We start from the raw sequence: 20,360 nt of genomic DNA, 5'->3' as shown, positions 1-20,360 counted from the left end.
AGAAATGGGTAGAGTTCTTATTATTGGTGCAGGCGGTGTTGGCACTGTCGTTGCGCACAAAGTGGCACAAAATGCCGATGTATTTACAGATATCATGATTGCCAGCCGTACAAAAGAGAAATGCGACAAAATTGTCGAGGCAATAGGGAATCCCACTATAAAGACGGCCAAAGTCGACGCAGATAATGTGGAAGAACTGGTAGCCTTATTCAACGATTTCAAACCGGAAATGGTGATTAACGTCGCTCTTCCTTACCAAGACCTGACCATCATGGAAGCTTGCCTGAAAGCTGGAGTGAACTATCTGGACACCGCCAATTATGAGCCGAAGGATGAAGCTCATTTTGAATATAGCTGGCAGTGGGCTTATCATGACCGCTTCAAGGAAGCCGGTTTGACAGCTATCCTCGGTTGCGGATTCGACCCGGGAGTAAGCGGCATCTATACGGCTTATGCAGCCAAACATTATTTTGACGAAATTCAATACCTGGATATTGTAGACTGTAATGCCGGAAATCATCATAAGGCATTTGCCACTAACTTCAATCCGGAAATCAATATCCGCGAAATTACGCAGAACGGACGTTATTATGAAAACGGCAAGTGGGTAACCACCGGCCCGTTGGAAATTCATAAAGACCTGACTTATCCGAATATCGGCCCCCGTGACTCCTATCTTCTTTATCACGAAGAACTGGAATCATTGGTGAAACACTTCCCGACTATCAAACGTGCCCGCTTCTGGATGACTTTCGGACAAGAATATTTAACCCACTTACGTGTTATTCAGAATATCGGCATGGCTCGTATTGATGAAGTCGACTATAACGGGGTGAAGATTGTACCTCTGCAATTCTTGAAAGCTGTATTGCCTAATCCACAGGATTTAGGTGAGAACTATGAAGGTGAAACTTCCATCGGTTGCCGTATCCGTGGCCTGAAAGACGGAAAAGAGCGCACTTACTATGTTTACAATAATTGTAGCCATCAGGAAGCATATAAGGAAACGGGTATGCAGGGAGTAAGCTACACCACCGGAGTTCCGGCAATGATCGGAGCTATGATGTTCTTCAAAGGAGAATGGAAACGTCCGGGTGTAAACAATGTAGAGGAGTTCAATCCGGATCCGTTTATGGAGCAACTGAACAAACAGGGTTTGCCTTGGCATGAAGTAATCGACCGGGATTTGGAATTGTAAGACATTCACTAAAAAGAAAGTTATGATTAACGTTGGAGATAAAGCACCGGAAGTATTAGGCATCAATGAAAAAGGTGAAGAAATCCGTTTGAGTGCTTACAAAGGAAAAAAGATTGTGCTGTATTTCTACCCGAAGGACAGCACATCGGGTTGTACAGCGCAAGCGTGCAATCTGCGCGATAATTATTCCGACCTGCGTAAAGCCGGTTATGAAGTAATCGGTGTCAGTGTAGACAATGAAAAGTCGCATCAGAAATTCATAGAGAAAAACAATCTTCCTTTCACACTGATTGCCGACACAGACAAGAAGTTGGTAGAAGAATTTGGCGTATGGGGAGAAAAGAAACTGTACGGACGTGCATATATGGGTACTTTCCGCACTACTTTCCTGATTAACGAAGAAGGAATCGTAGAACGGATTATCACTCCGAAAGAAGTGAAAACCAAAGAACATGCCTCACAGATTTTAAATCAATAAATCCATTAATTATAGAATAAGGTATGGCAAAGAAAGACGAACTTAATTTTGAAACAGATAATAAAATGGCATCAAGCGAAAAACTAAAAGCCTTACAGGCTGCCATGGAAAAGATAGAAAAGAGCTTCGGTAAAGGTTCTATCATGAAAATGGGTGACGATAGTGTTGAACAGATAGAAGTGATCCCGACAGGCTCTATTGCCTTGAACGTGGCACTTGGCGTAGGTGGTTACCCAAGAGGTAGAATAATCGAAATATACGGCCCGGAATCTTCCGGTAAAACGACATTGGCTATTCATGCCATTGCTGAAGCACAGAAGGCCGGCGGTATCGCTGCTTTCATTGATGCAGAACATGCTTTCGACCGTTTCTACGCTTCCAAACTGGGAGTAGACGTAGACAACCTCTGGATTTCTCAACCGGATAACGGAGAACAGGCTTTGGAAATAGCCGAGCAATTGATTCGTTCTTCCGCTATTGACATTATTGTTATTGACTCCGTTGCCGCATTGACTCCCAAAGCGGAGATTGAAGGTGATATGGGCGACAATAAGGTAGGTTTGCAAGCACGTTTGATGTCGCAGGCATTACGTAAGTTGACCGGTACAGTCAGCAAGACGCGTACAACTTGTATCTTTATCAACCAGTTGCGTGAAAAAATCGGTGTAATGTTCGGTAATCCGGAAACAACCACCGGTGGTAATGCTCTGAAATTCTATGCTTCCGTCCGTATAGATATTCGTGGTAGCCAGGCTATCAAAGATGGTGAAGAAATTCTTGGTAAACTGACTAAAGTGAAAGTAGTGAAGAATAAAGTAGCTCCTCCTTTCCGTAGAGCCGAATTTGACATCATGTTTGGTGAAGGTATCTCCCACTCCGGTGAAATCATCGACTTGGGTGCTGAACTGGGAATCATCAAAAAGAGTGGTTCATGGTATAGCTACAACGACACTAAGTTAGGGCAGGGACGCGATGCAGCAAAACAATGTATCATGGATAATCCAGAGCTTGCGGAAGAACTGGAAGGACTGATTTTCGAAGAACTGAAAAAGAAATAACAATCAGCCTCATCTTCAGGACAGAGACTGTATCAAAAGGAAGTGGGAGAATATCGTATGGCACGAATATTCTCCCACTTTTCTATATATATTATTTGTGTTTCCTCTCTTTATACAAAATAAATATAAGCCAACGTACTCAAACTAATCACTATCCAAAGCAAAACTCCCTGAACTAATGGCTTGACCCCGACTGCTTTCAACACATCAATAGAAAGAGAAGCACCGATAAAGAACATAGTAATCGTCAATGTCTTGCGAGCAATTCCGTTGATAGCCATTCCTAATTGTGGTACTCCATCCAGTAAATAAGTATTTACCACCATTGCCAATACAAAAAAGAAAATAAACCATGGAATACTGATTTTCTGTCCCTTGCTCTTAAAGATAAATGAAGTGGCAAAAGCCATAGGGATTATCCAGAGCGCACGAGTCAGTTTGATAGTAGTAGCTACCTTCAGGGCTTCTTCACCGTATGCTGCACCTGCACCGACTACCGAACTTGTATCGTGGATGGCAATTGCCGCCCATGTTCCAAACTGCTGTTGATCCATATTCAAGGCATGACCAATCATCGGGAAGATAAAGAGTGCGATTGCGTTCAGGATAAAAATAGTGCCCAGTGCAACAGACATTTCACTATCCTTCGCTCTCAGCACCGGTCCTACTGCCGCAATGGCACTACCACCACAGATAGCAGTTCCCGAACTGATAAGATAAGCGGTATTCCGGTCTATCTTGAACAACTTACGTCCGATAAACCAACCAATCACTAAAGTACCGATAACAGAAATTACAGTAAACTCCATACCTTCCTTACCGGAAGCTAAAGCCGAATGAAGATTCATTCCGAATCCCAGTCCAACAACTGAATATTGCAATAAATACTTAGATGTTTTCTTATTAAATTTCGGATGTGCCTGTCCGCAAGTCAATGCAAAAATAAGTCCGAGAAACAGAGCAACCGGTGGAGTCACCCATGCCGACCATGCTTCCAATCCCGGAATATAATCTAAAAACAGAAAGAAAGTCAAAGTAAAAAGTAACGCAACATAGATTGTCTTGTTGTTTGTCTGCAACGTTTTTGTAGCTGTTGAAATCATATAATTTTATCTTTAATTGTTTTCGGGGTGCAAAGGTACGGGAAACAATCAAGACATGCCAATAGTTTCTAATTATGCATTATAACTTTTGGTTATAAGTGATCCACGCCAAACTATCTTCACACAGTTACAATATCCTTTCCAAAAGGTGACAATGCTAATGCTGCCAGCTTAAAGTGCTGCAAACCAAAAGGAATCCCAATAATAGTTATACACAGAACCGCTCCAAAAACCAAATGTGACAAACAAATCCAGATACCGCCCACAAATAGCCATATCACATTCATCAGGATATAAAGGCAACCGCTGGAACGGCTCCCGCTTCTCACCTCTTTGCCAAAAGGCCACAAAGCGAGTCCTGCCAACTTTAACGTTTGCATTCCGAAGGGAATACCGATAATAGTAATCATCATCAATATACTTGAAATAAGGTATTCCACTGCCGTAAAAATACCGCCAAGCAACAGCCATAAAAGATTCATCAAACAGCCCATAACAATAACATTTTATTATTTATCCAACATTCTTTTTGTCATCTCATCCGTTTCGCTCCGATAATATTGTTCTATCACCTGCTGAAACAAACCATCAGGAGCAACCTCATTAAAAAGCGTCATGCACGAAAGTACCTTCATCGCATCCAACGCGCCGAAAACGTCCTGCGCCGTCTTACCTTTCAATTGCAGAAAAGCCGATGTTATTTCTCTTAGTCTTTCACCCAGAATCGGATGCGCCAGATATGCTTCAGCCTCTTCTTTGCCACTGATTCCATAATACTGTGAATTATAACTCATTCCCAACCCTTTCAGTTGAGGAAATATATACCAAACCCAATGGGAATATTTCCGCCCGTTTCTAACTTCTGCAAGGGCACGTTCATAATCACCTTGTTGGGCGTCAAGAAATCGCTGCAAATTATAGTCTCCCATATCATTATTTTATCTTAAAGATTATCAGTTACTTATTCTCTAACATTATCATCCATTTCCAAATGGGAATTACCTCTATTGTAAAACCATCCTGCTCAACTGTGCGTTCCTCATTACGAGTCACAATTTGCAACTTCTCCGCTTTTAAGAATTTTGCCGTTTTCAAAAGCCCATTCACTTCACGGGTAAAAGTTTGAGTATCAGAAATATTATATGAAGCTTGAACAAGCCATTTCTGATCAGGAATATAAAAATCAACTTCTACATTCTGATTATAGAAATATAGTTCTTTTCCAAAAATTCTATATAAAGAGACAGCTACTAAATTCTCCAACAACAAAGTTTCCGGATTAAAGATGAACAGATTCAAAATACCATTATCTATAAAATAATATTTCCTGTTACTCTCTCTTTCGGCAAAACGAGCAGCATAATTCTCAATACTGAATATCAGCCAAGTTTCTTCCAAATATCTCACATAGTCAATGACAGTTCGTACTCCCACGCTCTCTCCCGCTGAAGATACAATATTTTTAAGTCGATTGTAAGAAGAGGGTTGCATAACACTTTCCGCAAGTTTCTTCACCAACAAACTCATCGAATCCGAATTACGTAGTGCATAACGAGCTACCAAATCACCAAAGAATATTTTCTGATAAAGTCCACTCAACCAAGAACGTTTATCTTTAAATGCTATCAATTCCGGAAATCCTCCATTATAGAAATAAGCATCAAAAGTACGTACCACTTCATTACGCAAACTTGGAGTATAAAGCCAGTTTGTCGTTAATCTTATATCCTGCGAAAGAAGGAACTCACGAAAAGAAAACGGATATACTTCCTGGATAAGAAAACGCCCGCCTAATGTCGTAGCAATTTCACTACTCAACATTTTCGCATTACTTCCAGTCACATATACACGATATTTTTTATCTACCAACCGACGAACGAACTTTTCCCACCCGTCTACAACTTGTATCTCATCCAAAAAGAAGATAGGCTGATAGGGAAAAGTCTCTTCATAAGCCAATTTTATATCGTCCAACTCTTCTGATTTCAAGCCGATAAAACGTTCATCCTCAAAATTGATATAAAGTATTTCTTCTATCTTATGCCCTTTCTTCAGAAGTTGGTGTATCCGCTGATACATCAAATAGGATTTTCCGGCCCGGCGAATACCTAAAAACACATAATTACCCGCATCCTCAAAAGTAAAAGGACGTTCCATGAATGTTATATTCTTCACAAACTCTTGATTTTCACCTATTATATGCCTAATTTGTTCCTTATCCATATCACACATATTGTTTTGTATACAGAATACAAATATAGTATTTTTGTTTCATATACAAAACACATAGCGATTTGTTTCATCCAAAAAATTAAAGAGCATGATTAACTCGTGTACAAAATGACAAAGTATAGAAACTATGGAAAAATAGAGTATTTTGAATTCAAAAAGATTAAGATTTTTCTTTATTCTTTGGAATTTTTCTCTCCAATAAAAGTAACAAGAAAACGGCAACTAATATATCTACTAGATTCCAAACTTCACGTCCTAATGGTATTTTTATTACAGGCTGAAACAGTCCTACCAAGATTACGCAAATCATACAAAGTGTTTTTTGATTCTTACCATAGTCATACGCCATAATAGTAAATACAATAGCCGATAAATATCGAATCAAGGTATAATAGCCATAAGGCATTGGAGCTAAACAAATCAGTAGAAGAATGATCAATATTATTTTTATTCTGTTCATTTAAAAAAAATCAATAAAGTTCTTCTCTATGTCCAACAAGATTCAATTATAAGATTATAATTCCCCTATTATAATAATGTAAAATCCATAAATGTTCCATATTAATCTTTCATTGTTATATAAGATTTTATTACATCAATACTCCAAGCATAATTCAAATTTGCTTGTGAACCATCATAAAATGTTCCAGATGTAATCCCTATAACTTCCCCATATTCATTTATTAATGCTCCTCCACTACTACCATGATCGATAAGCGCACTTATTTGCATCAAATTTTGATCCCGCCACTGCGATACTTCTCCTGAAGAAAAAGTATTTTCGAGTCCACGTGGACTACCTATTGCAAAAACTTTTTCTCCAACTTTGGGTTTATTCGTTGCTATCGGAATATAATTTGTGTTATCACAATTAACTTTAAAAATAACAAAATCCCTGTCAATACTCTTTTGTATTATATCCGTCACCTTATATGTAACATCACTTCCTGCTAACTTAATCTCCTCAATTCCAATGCCAGTACCTTTAAACACATGGTAATTACTTACAGCCAAGCCATGATTATTTATGAAAAAGCCAGATCCTTGATAAGTATTTCTTCCATCAGATGTAAATACCATAAAAACAGCAGAAGTGTATTTCCTGAAAATCTCAGGACCTTCCATTTTTCCCCCTTTACGTTTTATTGTTTTAGCATAGTTATCCAATCTCCCATTCTCTTTTTGAACACCCTCACTCTTATAATTTGAACTTATCATTACTCTTTCACCATGTCCTGACTTATGAGCGCAAGCACACATAAGTAAAGTAATAAATACAAATATATCACATCTATTTATCTTCTTCATTTTCTAATATATTTTTAGGAAGTATATGAATCAAAAATCTCTGATTTAAAATTTCGCTTTCCTCTCGCATTGAATTTGTTTCCAATTCTCCATCTCCACTTCCAGCTATTTGTACTTCACAATTATCTCCAAAATTCAACTTCCTATCTTTACACCAATATTTCATCAAACCTAACGCACGTTGATAACTTAATTCATAGTTAAGTTTATAACTATCTTTAGATGCTTGACCTTCAATTATAAGAATATATTTATTCTCATGATTACGCTCCAAAAAAGATTGTACTTCCTTACCTGCTTGATATAAATCTTCCAAACATTTTTCTTTATCGGAAACATCCATCTGAGTAATATCACTAATACCGACTGGATAAGACACAGCAATATTCAGTACGTATTTTTTATAATCAGGTCGATAAGTAAAATATTTCCTATCCAAATCTTGAGTAGACTGTTCTACTTTTTTTATTTCCGCTAATTGGCGTTCTGTTACTTCCATACGTTTATGTAGCAAAACTATAACCAAAATAAATAACACAAGCATTATAAAAAAAAGACTAGTCATCAAATCCGAATAACTTGTCCAGAAAAAAGATTCCTTCTTTTGTGACATAATAGAATTTCTTTTTATTATAGCTGTTTTTTATTTACTGTATCATTACTTATTTCAGACTCACCTCTACCTCCATTATACTTTTCTGGATTCACATTTTTCATTTCTTCTATCTTTGAAACTTCTCCTACATTATTATCTATCATCTCCGTTTTAGAAATATCTTTCGGAATCACATTATAGACAGTATTAGTAACACAAGCAAGAGCTATTATTATTATAGAAACTACAATAGTCCAATTAATCCAAGAAGGAAAAACTCTAGGAGAATCGCTCGTAACTCTTTCTTTATTATATACATATTCAACCGGCTGAGATTTTTTACTCATAATCTGCGAAATCTCATGAGAAAACGAATTATTCGACTGCTCTATTTTATTAAATAACTTATCCAATTGAATAGGAATATTTGCAATTGGCTCTAAGCTTTTAATGAGCGTTGGAATTTGCTGTATCTGACTACCAAATTGAGACTTCATTTCCTTATTAAATTCTGCAAATGATGCTATATTATCACTAATATATTGATGGAATTGTCCTTTTAGCTCCTCATTCAATTTTTCAAATGATTCCTTTTCCTCAGCTAAAATCTTCTTAAAAACTTCTGATTGTACAATAAGCTGTTTATTTAATTCTCCGACATTAGAGGCAGAGGAATCCTTTATTGCTAATAAAGCTTCCTTTAGAGCCACATCTGCATCTGCTGTATCTTTTGCAATTTCAGCTTTATGTCGCATAAAAAATTGCTGAATTTCTTCAAGCACATGCAATCTATTACTCTCTTGCTGAAACAATGTTGTAAAAGTATTAATCGCAGCTGTATAACCATGAATATTATCAAGATATGAATTAAACAGTTCCAATTTATCGGTGCACTGCTGCAATTTCTCTAGAACTTGCACATTTGCCTTAGCCATTTTCATAACATCCATATCGTGCACTGTTTGTATAATGTCCGATTGAATTTTATAGGCACTATTAACCTTAATAAGTGTACTTTTAAGTTCAGCTGTATTACCCGCAAAAGTGCTATTAAAATTATTAAGATTCCGAACAAGTCTATTCAATGCATCAGATGTGTCTGAAGGGAGTTCCGGCAATAAACGAGATTGCATCCAAGCCAAAAAAGAACTCTTGCCTCTTTCCTCTTTCAATTTACAGCTCTTGAATAAAAGTGAATTAATAGTTGTCAACAAAATACCACAAATACTAGCTGCCATTGCCCAAGCTACTCCAGCCAATAATTCATTAATGCCAGAAGCAGCTAAATTATCCATTTCTTCCTTTGTTATACCATCTGAAAGCTCACCACCTAAAAGATAAATTAAAGCTCCTGATAATATTAATGGCACTAATCCTAGAATCACACCAGCCATTGTCCCCATAAGTCCGCAATATAAAGGAATTGGAGTTTGTGTATTTATATCATTTTCTACCGAGTCACAATGACGATCTGCTGCATCTTTCAATAAGTGAAAATCAATAACAGAGCCCGAATTATTCTCCAAATATTTATTGATTGACAACTTTATTGAATCAAAAACATTGTTACCCGCTCCTTCTATACCAAATACAAAGCCTGTATCCTCACTCTTTTCAATTCTCCAAGAAGGTTCATGCTTGAATATATCTCTAAATTCATGCATTCGTATTAAATTAAGCACAAAAAACAATATCTGTATGCAAATAATTGTAATTACTATTATAGGTACTATAAGACTCATATATGTATATTATTTCTTTAATTTTATTTTAACAGGAGATTTGATATCCCAAGTCCCGCTATCCTTATTCTTATTCACCTTACCCTTTTCTATTACATAAAAAGAAGAAGCATCAGACAATGAAACCTCGTCATCTATATAATCAACAGCCTTTTCTATGCCATCAATAGAACGAATGCGATTCAAATTCACAGGTTCAAACTCAGCTTCTGTTTCAGCACTATTAAAACAAACTTTAAACCGACATTCGTCTTGATTAGAATTGTATACATCATTAAAGAAACCTTTCCCTTTCACCATACCAAAATATCCTTCTTTATTAGGCTTTATTTCTCGAGGAGTCAAAGGTTTGGAAGTTTCTTTTGTTGTTTCATTTTGGCTATGTACTAGCTTTGCTGTATTTAATTCATTTGTAAGCCTATCCAACTCATTTTGAAGTTGTACCATATTTACTTCTATAGACTCAATCTTCGCATATTTTTTGTTGCTATTCTTCAACTCATCATTATTATTACGCCTCATCGCTTTATGCAATCTTTCAATATCATCCTCAACTCTATAACGCACTCTTTTAATTATAAACATAGATATCAAGGTAGAAACTATAATAGAAACTATAATAGAAACTATAATCACACCGATCAACCACCAATAATGTATCTCAAGCTTTTCATTTTGATTCTCCTTAAGATTTTCAATTACAGTATTCTGTTTTTCTATTTGCAAATCAAATGTTTCAATATTTTTATTTGCCATTTTTATTTGCGCCTTTAATGAATCCATTTCATTAACAAGAGCCGCAATCTGACTACTATTCGTTTTGTCAGAGTTAGAAGATGTTTGGTTAGCTTTACATCCCATAATGCATAAACAAAATGAGAATAAAAATGATATTACATAAATTTTCATATCAGTCTATATTTTCAGTATTACTTTGTAATGATTCATATATTGCCTGTGAAAGTGCATTTAAAGCTCCCTTTATTGGATAAAAGAAAAATGTTTCCTCTATTTTATCTTGTCCCTCAGCTTCCTCTCTGCGTTGGGCAATTCCTTTTTCTAAGAAAGTTGAAAGGTCTTTATAGCAGATGCATTTAGCTATCTTCAAAGAATTTAAAGTTACACCAAAATTTTCATCAAAATTAAAGTCAGCGTTCATTGTATTTAGTGCAAAATCAAAAAAGCCACAGACAGATTTTATCGTATTTTGTATATAACTATTATCTACATGATCATAAGTATCAGATTCTTCTACAAATCCACTACTACCTTTAAATATGATGATTTTACTGCGAGCATCGTTATCCTTAACGCCTATGATTCCACCTTTACAAGTCGCCTCTTTAGGATTAGCATCTTTATCTAATCCTAAAATATCCAAATCACCCATATATTTTTCTCCTGTCACTTTTTCAAATATAAGCTTCGTATACTTCGCCAATAATTTGCTATCAGTAGACACAACTTTTATAAGCTTACTTCCATTTCCACTAAAAGTGATATGGCGAGGAACTGCCAGTCCTTTCTCCTTAATAATTTTGGCTATATGATATATAATGGAAGTATAGAATAATATGAATACAATTTTAAAATCCTCATCTTCCTGTAAGATATAATTAAAATCAATAGATTTGGAGTCTACTTCCTTAGCCATAGAATTATTCTTCAATGAAAATAAAAACGAAGCTAAATTTGCAGGATTTAAATTATTAGGACTCCTAAAAATTCTATCTAATTCTGTCAATTTCTTATCCTTCAATAATTGTAATATATCATTTTTATACCGATCTACAATGCCATTATCCTTATCCAAATCAGAGAAAGGATTTTCAAATAAAGTATTTGACGCAAATTTAAAGGAAGTGACAAATTGAATCTCCTTATTTTTAGCAAATGCAATGTCCGTAGTCCCTCCTCCAATATCAATATTTACCAAATTAGTAGCAGTAGCATATCTTCTAAAAAAGTATTGTATAGGAGCAGCAGATTCTGTCATGTAGTTTGTCGTGCCTTTACCAAAATATTTTTCATAAGAGGCATCCCAAGTTTGTTGTAACTTACGCAATCTTTTAGGAGCCATACTAATAGGATAAAACCACGTGATCTTAGTATGTTTCAGATTTCCATTATTCAATAGAACTTTATTCCTAATCATCAACATTAAACAGTTGACATAAGACTCAATGACACGATGTTCCTCCCCTTTACCCCATTTAATATTATATTTAATATTATTATATTGTAAATCACGGCGTTTATCATAAGTCAACGGTATATTAAATAACCCATAAGGTTCAATAACACCAGTCCAATCAATTGTTTTTGAACAAGATAATATTGTCCTTGTAGGAAATACGAAATCACCTTCACCAACTTCTGCTGGCAGAAAATCCTTTTCTATTAACTGCTCTTCCTCAATCAAGTCATCTTGCTCACCTTTACCTTCTACCAAAGAAGGGACAAACATTTCACATACTTGATTATCTTTTTTATCAAAATCAAAAACTTTAGGATCTTCCCCTTCTTTACAATATTCAATATGAGTATTAGAAGTCCCCAAATCAATAGCAAATTCAAAAGTATCAACATTTCTTTGATTCTTATATTTAGGAAGTAACACACCGCAAAAGCCATTTCTATCACTTACTTGAATATAATCAAAGTTATGCTTTTCTATTGTATATGTTTCTGCTTTATATGTTTCTAAATTATCTTCATTCCTACAAGTCATGAGAATAGAGTTTATTTTATCCATACCACTAAAAAACTCTAAATTGAATTTTCTTGAAAACGTACTAATGCATGAAACTGTATAATAAGCATCCTCCTGATTATTAAATTTAACAATAGGCATTACAAGTCCCGTAAAGTTAAATTCAGTCATTCCTCCTTCATTTCGTTGTATATCAGCCACCCTTTCCTTATAATAAGACCGGCTATATTCTATATACGAAACGGTAGCATTTCCTACAATTGGAATCCTTAACACAACTCTGACGGAACCACCTGCTACAGTTTGCATTTCGAGCATTGATTTGCCATTAGATAATGGAGTCAACAAATCTAACACGCTAAAATATTTAAAGAACAATATCTTGAGCGGTAATAAATATGATAATTTTGCTTCATCAATCACAATGTTACCGTCATAAAAGCTCTCTTTATTCAGCGTATGTGGAACTCTGATTATTGTATCTTCAAGAAAGTCACTAATAGTCAAATAAGGACTTTGAGCACCGTCAAAAGGTAGGAAACGTTTATTCAAATCTACCACATCATCAACATAAGGAGCCACATTGGCAGTTCCCCATTTGCCTGTTGTGTATTGAAGTTTACTGTATTTATTACCAGCCTCTATGGGTAACACTAAAGGTAAAGTTCCACTGTCAGTTTTTCCATTCAAGCATATTGTAAATTCACTTTTCTCGGTTGCTGGCTTATTTGATTTTTTATACAAAACATGACCGAGAACTTCTACTGAATTATTTTGTTGTTGGGAAACAACATCAATAGTCGAAAATAAATCCACACTTGCAGCAGTCAGATTATTCAACTCATTCTTTTGTTTAGTATCCGTTATCGCTTTGAAGGTTAAATTCAAATACATTTCCAGTTCAGGAAACAGAGTAGAAAAGGAGGGTATAGCTTTACGTAAAGTAAACCAAACCTTTACATATTCAAAGTCCCTTTTATATAATGGCTGAAATTCGGAATCAAACGGTCTGTCTTCTGCAAAATAAATATCATTGATATAGTCTAACTTATTTGCAGAACTAAAAAATAATGTCGCTGGTGAAGTAGCTCCAATAATATTCAATTCATCAGGTCCATCAATATAGTTAAGCAAATATATATTCTGCAATTGATCAAAGTTATAGGTTTTGGAATCTGACTTCATATATTTTTGCAAAGCATCTGCAAGATACAGATGTCCATCGCTACCATCGCACTGCAACGCGTTAATCATTATTGAGGGGTCCCAAGAGATAATCTCAATCTTATTCTGATATTTGTCTATATTAAAGAATATTTCACCAACATCTAATGCATCAGAAATCATTTTATGAAAAATAGTCTTTCCATCAAGTTCAACTTTTTTAGTTTTCCTATCAAGTTTACACACCTCTTTAAAAGCAGTTTTCACCAAATCAATACGGGCAAATGGTGAAGGTATTGAAGTTATTTCATTTCTTGCAGAAGCTCCGTCGGGATCATCAATTGTATCTCTGTTTGCAGAGTTATATGGAAAAGCAGGCGTCTCATTCCAACATGTATAAGTACTTGTTCCCTCCTTATATAGTCTAAATATTTTTGACATAACAATTACATTTTAAATTTTTCTTTCGCCAGTGTTTTTGTTCCTAAATAGAACATCTCGAGAAACTTATTCTCCATACCTTTACTCTTACATTTTTTTACTGCAGAATTAAGCCGACCTATTATTAAATTATAATCAGAATAAAGACTTGGGATTTTAGCAGGTTTAATCCCCGTAACCACATCAAAAGGTTTGTCTCCTGTTTTCAAATTAAACAAATCTAATGAGCGCTTATTTTCCTTCATTTCTTTAAGCCACTCCAGATATTTAACAAACATTCCCCTTAATTCAGACATAAATGTACCATCATATAAATCCTGAAAATTGCTATTATTAGCATTAAAAGCCGTAGAACTAAAATAATCAAACTTATTATTCAAACAATTGGCCATCAATATAAACTGCGTTAGAGGGGTAAACAGCAATCGTTTTTGGATATCATAAAAAGAACCGAAAGAAACTGTATCTTCCACATCTTTCAATCCCAATTCTTTATTTACTGTATTTGGATGCTGCTTATTACTAAAATCAACAATAGCAGTAGCAGCTAGAAATTCAATAAGATGAGCATCATTTTCTTGTGCTGTACCGCCTTCATGATTATCATAAGTATTCGTTATGTCATCTGCAAGATAATATAGGGCATTAATTGAACCGTTCTTACTAATATTATTCTCATAATAAGCTAATGCAGATTTCGTCTTTGAAATAAATGTTGATGAATCAATCTCGCTTTCTTCATCACTTTTCAATTTAAAATATGGCAAAATAGTAATAGCGCCAATCTCTGCATTATTAATCAAATCATGATTTGAAAAAGAATCACCAGTTCTTAATGTTTTTAATAATAACGGAAAGCCACTAGCACCGGTTCCCCCGAAAATTGAGCTTATGATAAATATCTTATCATCAGCTTCAAATGAATTGGCAAAGTCTTCAAAATCTTCTGACCTAACAATCTGATTAAGTACAACACTGCCAATATTGGGATTTCCTTTAAAACCGATATCCATTGACGAGTTCAAATTCTTGTCTGAAAACAAGATTTTCATCATTGCCTTGTTTACTTTATCCATTGAGGGCAAGTCTATGAACTGCTGAAAAGTCTTATCGTCAGTATCATTTATCCTCAAAGTATAATTACCTAATACTTGAGTCAGTTCTTTCCGAAAAAACTGACTTTCATTTTCTTCATCAAATTGTAACTCCGAATGTATCGCACGATAAGTGTTCATCAGTTGGACCGTACGGGTTAAGTCTGCATTCGAGACATCTGGATCTATTATTATAGGCACAATTTCGTTAACTCCAATCTTGACTCCGGCAGCCAACATCATTGTAAAAGAACGAAGTACTCTTGATCCCGTTCCCCCTATTCCAAAAATATATAGTTTTGACATACAAATATTTATTTTACAAATGGTGCTGCGGAAACATTAGTACTCCACCATTTAATGATACATGAAATTATAAAGAAAGCCAATACAGACAATATCATATTTGAGATTCCAAAACAAATACAATTTGATTCATAAATATTCAAAGGAACTTGCTGATTAGTCAATGGGTCTACATTATACATCTTACCTGCATAATAATCAGTCAAAACCCATTGACAACCCATAATACCATTAAAGACTGCATTTAATAGAAGAAAGATAAACCAACCCCACCAATGATTTAGTTGTGGATGATTTACGACGTAATAAAAAATGGCAGCCATAGTAAATGAAATTCCTAACATCCATAAACCAATTCCTATAAAAAGATTGGTTGTTTGCTCAGGGGAAGCTAATCCCCACATGTAATTTGCTAGTTCTAACCCAAAAAAATCTTCAAACCAGCAATAGATACTTCCAAAAAATTGTCCCATAAGAATCTCTTTTTATTTTTTACTAATTACAAATCTCATCTCAGCTAACTCACTGTTAGTTTTATATGCATCAGCCACTCCCTGTACTATATATTTAATTCCTGTCGTTTTATCCATACTTTTAGTCACATCTTTACCCGAATCATCATTAACAGACTCCAACCAGTCTGGATGTTTTAATGAATTCAAAGAAAGCTTCTCACCAGCAGACTTTAATTCTCTCTTATCTACAACAAGCGTTAGTAAATGGGTATACAATGACCTTTTTGCTAAAATTCTGTCAATTTTCTCCACGTTGACAAAAGAGTTCAATTTCTCGTAATTTTCAATATCACAAAGAATCTGGTCATCTTGCAATGTAGAACCCATGTTAGCCTTTAATAAAATCCGATATTTACCATCTGATTCGGGATTGCATATACAAAGATTCTCACTACTAATCCCCGCTTTATTAGTTATTTCAAAAGGAACTTTACTAGTTGTAGAGTATGCAAAATAGTTTTTTATCCCATGTTGTATTTCTGAAAATGGAACATTTTTATTCAATTGAACCAGATTATGTTTATTCCCTATTACCCACATATAATAAGGACGTTTAACATCTTTCAAATACTCTTTTCCTTGATTATAATAATACCAACCATTAAACGTTGATTCTAGTTGAAAAATTTCGACTCCCAAATTTTCGTATCTATTCAACTGTTTTATAAACGCATTCTGTATATCGATCTGTCGATTTACAAAAAACTTAGAAGCACTGCCTCCTGGAACATCAAGAATACAATCTGAGACAAATATGGATACAACGTTATCACCTGTATTTGCTAATATTTTCTCAAACATATCTGCTATATCAGAATTTCCGGTATTACCACCTGCATGATGAAAAGATAAAGGATTCAAATCCCTTATAAAAGATTTCAATCCTTTCTTGTAGGGAATTATTTGAGAATTTATATAATTTAGCTCTGTAGTATCGGAAAAACTATTCAATTTGCTGACATATCCATATATAGCATCTTTCAACTCTGCGCCATCACACATATATCCATCCATGCTTCCAGAATTTTCTATATAAACTTTTAATAGTGTTTTGTTTATTTCATCTGGTGATTTAACCGATTGCCATTTTATCTCTATCTTACTACAACTTGATACACATAACAATACGGCAAATAATAGAACTACAGATAATATGCGAAATAGATTAGTCTGCATAATCAACAGTCGTGTTCTTTCACTCATAAATATTCCTTCTGTTGCCCGCAGATTCCCGAACCGGACGGTTCATAATTAGAATAGTTAACCATCATATAAAGAAAAAGCGCGGGAATCTGTACCTGTTACTCGTCCCGCACTTCGAGGCCTTCGCATTGCCCATCATCGTCTGAACGAGCAACGCAGAAGCCCACGCCGATATGTATAACAAACCATATATACCTTATATCTAAAGTACATCTGGGGTATAAACACATCCCGCAGCCATCTACTGTTGCTTTGCTTTTGACGATGATTCAAAATTTGCGAAGTTTCGAAGTGTCAAAGACAAAGCGTTTAGTAAACGCCTTTCTTTATATAATACATTCCCCACACCACCCTACCCTCACGAATTGAGGTATCGGCGTGAGAAACATTGCAAAACTATAAAAATAAATTTTAATATCCTACTTCATGTCATTCTTTTTTCATAAATACGTATATTCTTCAACAAATACCCTTTCCATTCTTCTAAAACATTATCTCCTACTACTTCCCTCCCAAACTATTAATAGAAAACTTCTTCTTTATTAAGGATAAACTTCTTTTTATCAAATAGAAAACTTACCTTTGCATAAGAGTAAACTATAAACGCAAGCTTTGATTATAAAAACAAAACTTTCATTTACAGTTTATATTTAACGAAAAGGAACTTTGCAATTAGAGGAAAGGAAGTTTACTCTTAATACAAAAGAACTTATCTATTAATACTTTAAACAACAGATAGTATAGTATGGCACGATACATTATGGATGAGATGCCCGACATCCAGAAAACAGGCAAAAGAATTACTTATCCCAAATTTGCGCGGATAGATAATGCAAGCATGAAAGAGTTGGCGAAACGGGTGGGCGACGTGAGTGGTTTCAGCGCAGGAGATATAGAAGGCGTACTGCTTCAGACAGCCATTGAAATGGCACGCCTGATGGCAGAAGGACGTTCGGTAAAGATAGACGGAATAGGGACATTTACTCCGTCACTTACTTTGGGCAGAGACAAGGAACGGGAAGAAGCGGAAGGCGGAAAACATCGTAACGCACAAAGTATCTTTATAAAAGGTGTGAATTTCCGGGTAGACAGAACAATGGTCAGAAACATTAGTGAAAGATGCCGACTGGAACGAGCACCTTGGAAACGAAAACGTTCCTCAGAAAAATTCACACCGGAACAACGGCTGGCATTAGCAATAAAGTATCTCGACGAACATCCTTTCCTCACCGTTCTGAACTATCGCAGACTAACAGGATTACTTCAAACCGCAGCTACCAATGAACTGCGACAGTGGGGACACGAACCTGACTCCGGAATAGAAATCACCGGTAGAGGAGCACATAGAGTATATATAAAGAAGAAAACAGTAGAAGAGGGGCAATAAAAGTATGAGAAATACCTTAAAAGGGTATGAGAAATAACCGTTTTAAGAGCTAATTTGCTTGAAAATGATGAGAAATGCATTTTTTCAAAAGCATTTCTCATACACTAATATATTGATTACAGGAGAGCTACAGCAAAATCATGAGAATATGAGAAATGAAAATGTTTTCTCTTTTCTGGGAGCGAGCTGTGAATTTCTGAATTCAGCTAAGGCTGACCTCACAAGCTTTTGCTGTGATGTCCCGCAAACCGCATAAAGACTTGAGACAACCCTCCCTCCTGCCCTTGCAGTTGCACAAAGTTAAATTCGCGCTGCATAGGCATTTCCTTAATCTCAATCACACGCAAATTGCCGGCGACAAGTTCTTTGTGTACGGAACGGATAGAGACAATCCCCATACAATCAGCATGTTCGATAAAAAGTTTGATGCTTTCCGTACTGCCGAGATACATCATTACATTCAAAGAAGACAGTTTCAAGTTATGCTGCGACAGGGCACGCTCGAATACATCCAGTGTTCCGGATCCTCTTTCACGCAAGACTAATGGAATGTTCAACAAGTCTTCCGGAGATATTTCATCCTGAATATCCAGTTTGGTATGTGCATGTACCACTGCCACAAGTTCGTCTTGCAGGAATGAAGTATATTTTAAGTTAGGCAGACGGAAAATACCTTCCACCAGACCTAAATCTATCCGGTGTTCCTGCAAAGCAGTTTCCACTCCCCGCGAATTTCCATTGATTAGGGAAAGGGTGACTTGTGGAAATTTAGCAATGAAACTTCCCAATAAAGGTGGAAGGACATATTGGGCAATCGTAGTACTGGCGCCCAGTTTCAATTCGCCGATATACTCGTTGTGCAGCAAATGCATTTCATATTCTAGTTGCTTGTAATCATCCAGAATCTTCTCACTATGCTTCAACAGCAATTCGCCGGCATCGGTCAGCGAGATTTTACTTCCCTGACGCTCAAATAAACGAGCCTGATAATAAGTCTCCAACTCCTGGATATGCTTGGTAATAGCAGGTTGGCTAACAAACAGCTCTTGCGAAGCTTTTGTAAAACTCAAGTTCTTCGCCACACTCTGAAACACTTTTAAACGAAAATCGGACATGGGGCTAAATTTTAAGTATTAAGTATTAGATATCAAGCAGCGGGCATGGGGCTATTAAAGTTCATCAGCTTTAATTCCCAATGCCTGCATAACGGGGAAAGCCAACATATCCCATTTATACATCAACGGAGTATCTGGCTCGTTCATCCGGAACTGAATAATTTCCTTACCTTTTATCTCATTCAGTGCATCAGTTACCTTCTTCCCATATTCCTCATTGAAAGAAATCACAATCATCCTTTTCACATCAGCCGAATCGGCAACGATGGACAACAAATCAAGAAACAAATCTTCTCTTGTCACCATTCCCTCCGAGGGTACACTTGCGAATGAATACTCCCCATAAGGACTTTGAAAAGCTACTCCATTCAGTTCCTCCTCCAAATCGGAAGGTTGGCAATGCACAAGCTGCCCCGACTCCTTATCGTAAACAAAAAGAAATTGCACTTCATTTTTTCCTTCTGTAATTCCTGCATCCAAAGTCAGATAGGTAGTCAGTATCGAAAGGTCTATCTCTTGCAGAGAACGCTGCAAAGTCTTTTCAAAATATCCCTTCATATCTGTAATTACAAAGTTCAGAAAAGCTGCATCAATCAATACTACTGTTTCAGACAGTTTTATTTGAGGTTTATCGTTCATATCTTTTTCTTAATATTATTACAGCCGATAAAGATACTACAATACTTTTATTTATCACCCTCATTTCGC

General features: G+C 35.8%; 19 protein-coding genes. 4 read left to right on the top strand and 15 right to left on the bottom strand.

Going from position 1 to position 20,360, the window contains the following annotated elements; all coding sequences use genetic code 11:
- Positions 1-4: 4 nt before the first annotated feature.
- From BacF7301_RS13335 to recA, 3 genes are read left to right on the top strand one after another with little or no spacing between them, the layout of a single operon-like run.
- Positions 5-1,198, top strand: a complete 1,194-nt coding sequence (locus BacF7301_RS13335; protein ID WP_167963514.1) for a saccharopine dehydrogenase family protein — start codon at positions 5-7, stop codon at positions 1,196-1,198.
- A gap of 22 nt (positions 1,199-1,220) precedes the next feature.
- Entirely contained in the window at positions 1,221-1,676 is a 456-nt protein-coding gene (bcp, locus tag BacF7301_RS13330; RefSeq protein WP_073348043.1) for a thioredoxin-dependent thiol peroxidase, read from the top strand.
- A 23-nt stretch (positions 1,677-1,699) separates the two neighbouring features.
- A complete protein-coding gene (gene recA / locus BacF7301_RS13325; RefSeq protein ID WP_167963513.1) occupies positions 1,700-2,734 on the top strand; it encodes a recombinase RecA in 1,035 nt (344 codons plus the stop codon).
- A 110-nt stretch (positions 2,735-2,844) separates the two neighbouring features.
- On the opposite strand, the gene BacF7301_RS13320 is transcribed toward recA, so the two are convergent.
- From BacF7301_RS13320 to BacF7301_RS13260, 13 genes are all read right to left on the bottom strand, one after another.
- A complete protein-coding gene (locus BacF7301_RS13320) occupies positions 2,845-3,837 on the bottom strand; it encodes a YeiH family protein (RefSeq protein WP_167963512.1) in 993 nt (330 codons plus the stop codon).
- Positions 3,838-3,956: 119 nt separating this feature from the next.
- On the bottom strand, positions 3,957-4,331 hold the full coding sequence (locus BacF7301_RS13315) for a YccF domain-containing protein (RefSeq protein WP_167963511.1): 375 nt from the start codon (positions 4,329-4,331) through the stop codon (positions 3,957-3,959).
- Between the two features lie 15 nt (positions 4,332-4,346).
- Positions 4,347-4,766: a DUF1810 domain-containing protein gene (locus BacF7301_RS13310; RefSeq protein ID WP_167963509.1), complete on the bottom strand. Its 420-nt coding sequence runs from the start codon at positions 4,764-4,766 to the stop codon at positions 4,347-4,349.
- A gap of 28 nt (positions 4,767-4,794) precedes the next feature.
- Complete coding sequence (locus tag BacF7301_RS13305; protein WP_167963508.1) at positions 4,795-6,060, bottom strand: ATP-binding protein; 1,266 nt, start codon at positions 6,058-6,060, stop codon at positions 4,795-4,797.
- 169 nt (positions 6,061-6,229) lie between these two features.
- Entirely contained in the window at positions 6,230-6,529 is a 300-nt protein-coding gene (locus BacF7301_RS13300) for a DUF6804 family protein (RefSeq protein WP_245208232.1), read from the bottom strand.
- Positions 6,530-6,630: 101 nt separating this feature from the next.
- Complete coding sequence (locus BacF7301_RS13295) at positions 6,631-7,377, bottom strand: S1C family serine protease (RefSeq protein WP_167963507.1); 747 nt, start codon at positions 7,375-7,377, stop codon at positions 6,631-6,633.
- Complete coding sequence (locus tag BacF7301_RS13290) at positions 7,361-7,876, bottom strand: hypothetical protein (RefSeq protein WP_225450350.1); 516 nt, start codon at positions 7,874-7,876, stop codon at positions 7,361-7,363. The genes BacF7301_RS13295 and BacF7301_RS13290 overlap by 17 nt, the downstream gene beginning before the upstream one ends.
- A 131-nt stretch (positions 7,877-8,007) precedes the next feature.
- The gene (locus BacF7301_RS13285) at positions 8,008-9,714 is read right to left on the bottom strand and encodes a hypothetical protein (RefSeq protein WP_167963506.1); all 1,707 of its coding nucleotides are present in this window, start codon (positions 9,712-9,714) and stop codon (positions 8,008-8,010) included.
- Positions 9,715-9,723: 9 nt separating this feature from the next.
- Complete coding sequence (locus BacF7301_RS13280; protein ID WP_167963505.1) at positions 9,724-10,623, bottom strand: coiled-coil domain-containing protein; 900 nt, start codon at positions 10,621-10,623, stop codon at positions 9,724-9,726.
- A gap of 1 nt (position 10,624) precedes the next feature.
- Positions 10,625-14,032, bottom strand: a complete 3,408-nt coding sequence (locus BacF7301_RS13275) for a hypothetical protein (RefSeq protein ID WP_167963504.1) — start codon at positions 14,030-14,032, stop codon at positions 10,625-10,627.
- 5 nt (positions 14,033-14,037) lie between these two features.
- Positions 14,038-15,432 (bottom strand): hypothetical protein, encoded by a 1,395-nt coding sequence (locus BacF7301_RS13270; RefSeq protein ID WP_167963503.1) that lies wholly within the window; start codon positions 15,430-15,432, stop codon positions 14,038-14,040.
- Between the two features lie 8 nt (positions 15,433-15,440).
- Positions 15,441-15,905, bottom strand: a complete 465-nt coding sequence (locus BacF7301_RS13265) for a hypothetical protein (protein WP_167963502.1) — start codon at positions 15,903-15,905, stop codon at positions 15,441-15,443.
- 12 nt (positions 15,906-15,917) lie between these two features.
- Positions 15,918-17,150 carry a hypothetical protein gene (locus BacF7301_RS13260; RefSeq protein ID WP_167963501.1) on the bottom strand — a complete coding sequence of 411 codons (1,233 nt, stop codon included), beginning with the start codon at positions 17,148-17,150 and terminating at the stop codon, positions 15,918-15,920.
- A gap of 745 nt (positions 17,151-17,895) precedes the next feature.
- Between BacF7301_RS13260 and BacF7301_RS13255 the strand changes: the two genes are divergently transcribed.
- On the top strand, positions 17,896-18,537 hold the full coding sequence (locus BacF7301_RS13255) for an HU family DNA-binding protein (protein ID WP_167963500.1): 642 nt from the start codon (positions 17,896-17,898) through the stop codon (positions 18,535-18,537).
- Between the two features lie 218 nt (positions 18,538-18,755).
- On the opposite strand, the gene BacF7301_RS13250 is transcribed toward BacF7301_RS13255, so the two are convergent.
- Together BacF7301_RS13250 and BacF7301_RS13245 are read right to left on the bottom strand one after the other, a co-directional pair.
- Positions 18,756-19,652: a LysR substrate-binding domain-containing protein gene (locus BacF7301_RS13250; protein WP_167963499.1), complete on the bottom strand. Its 897-nt coding sequence runs from the start codon at positions 19,650-19,652 to the stop codon at positions 18,756-18,758.
- Between the two features lie 54 nt (positions 19,653-19,706).
- Entirely contained in the window at positions 19,707-20,291 is a 585-nt protein-coding gene (locus tag BacF7301_RS13245) for a DUF6621 family protein (protein WP_167963498.1), read from the bottom strand.
- Between the last annotated feature and the right edge of the window lie 69 nt (positions 20,292-20,360).

The organism is Bacteroides faecium (assembly GCF_012113595.1).
Taxonomy (GTDB): Bacteria; Bacteroidota; Bacteroidia; order Bacteroidales; family Bacteroidaceae; genus Bacteroides; species Bacteroides faecium.
This window is presented reverse-complemented; position numbering and strand designations above follow the sequence as displayed.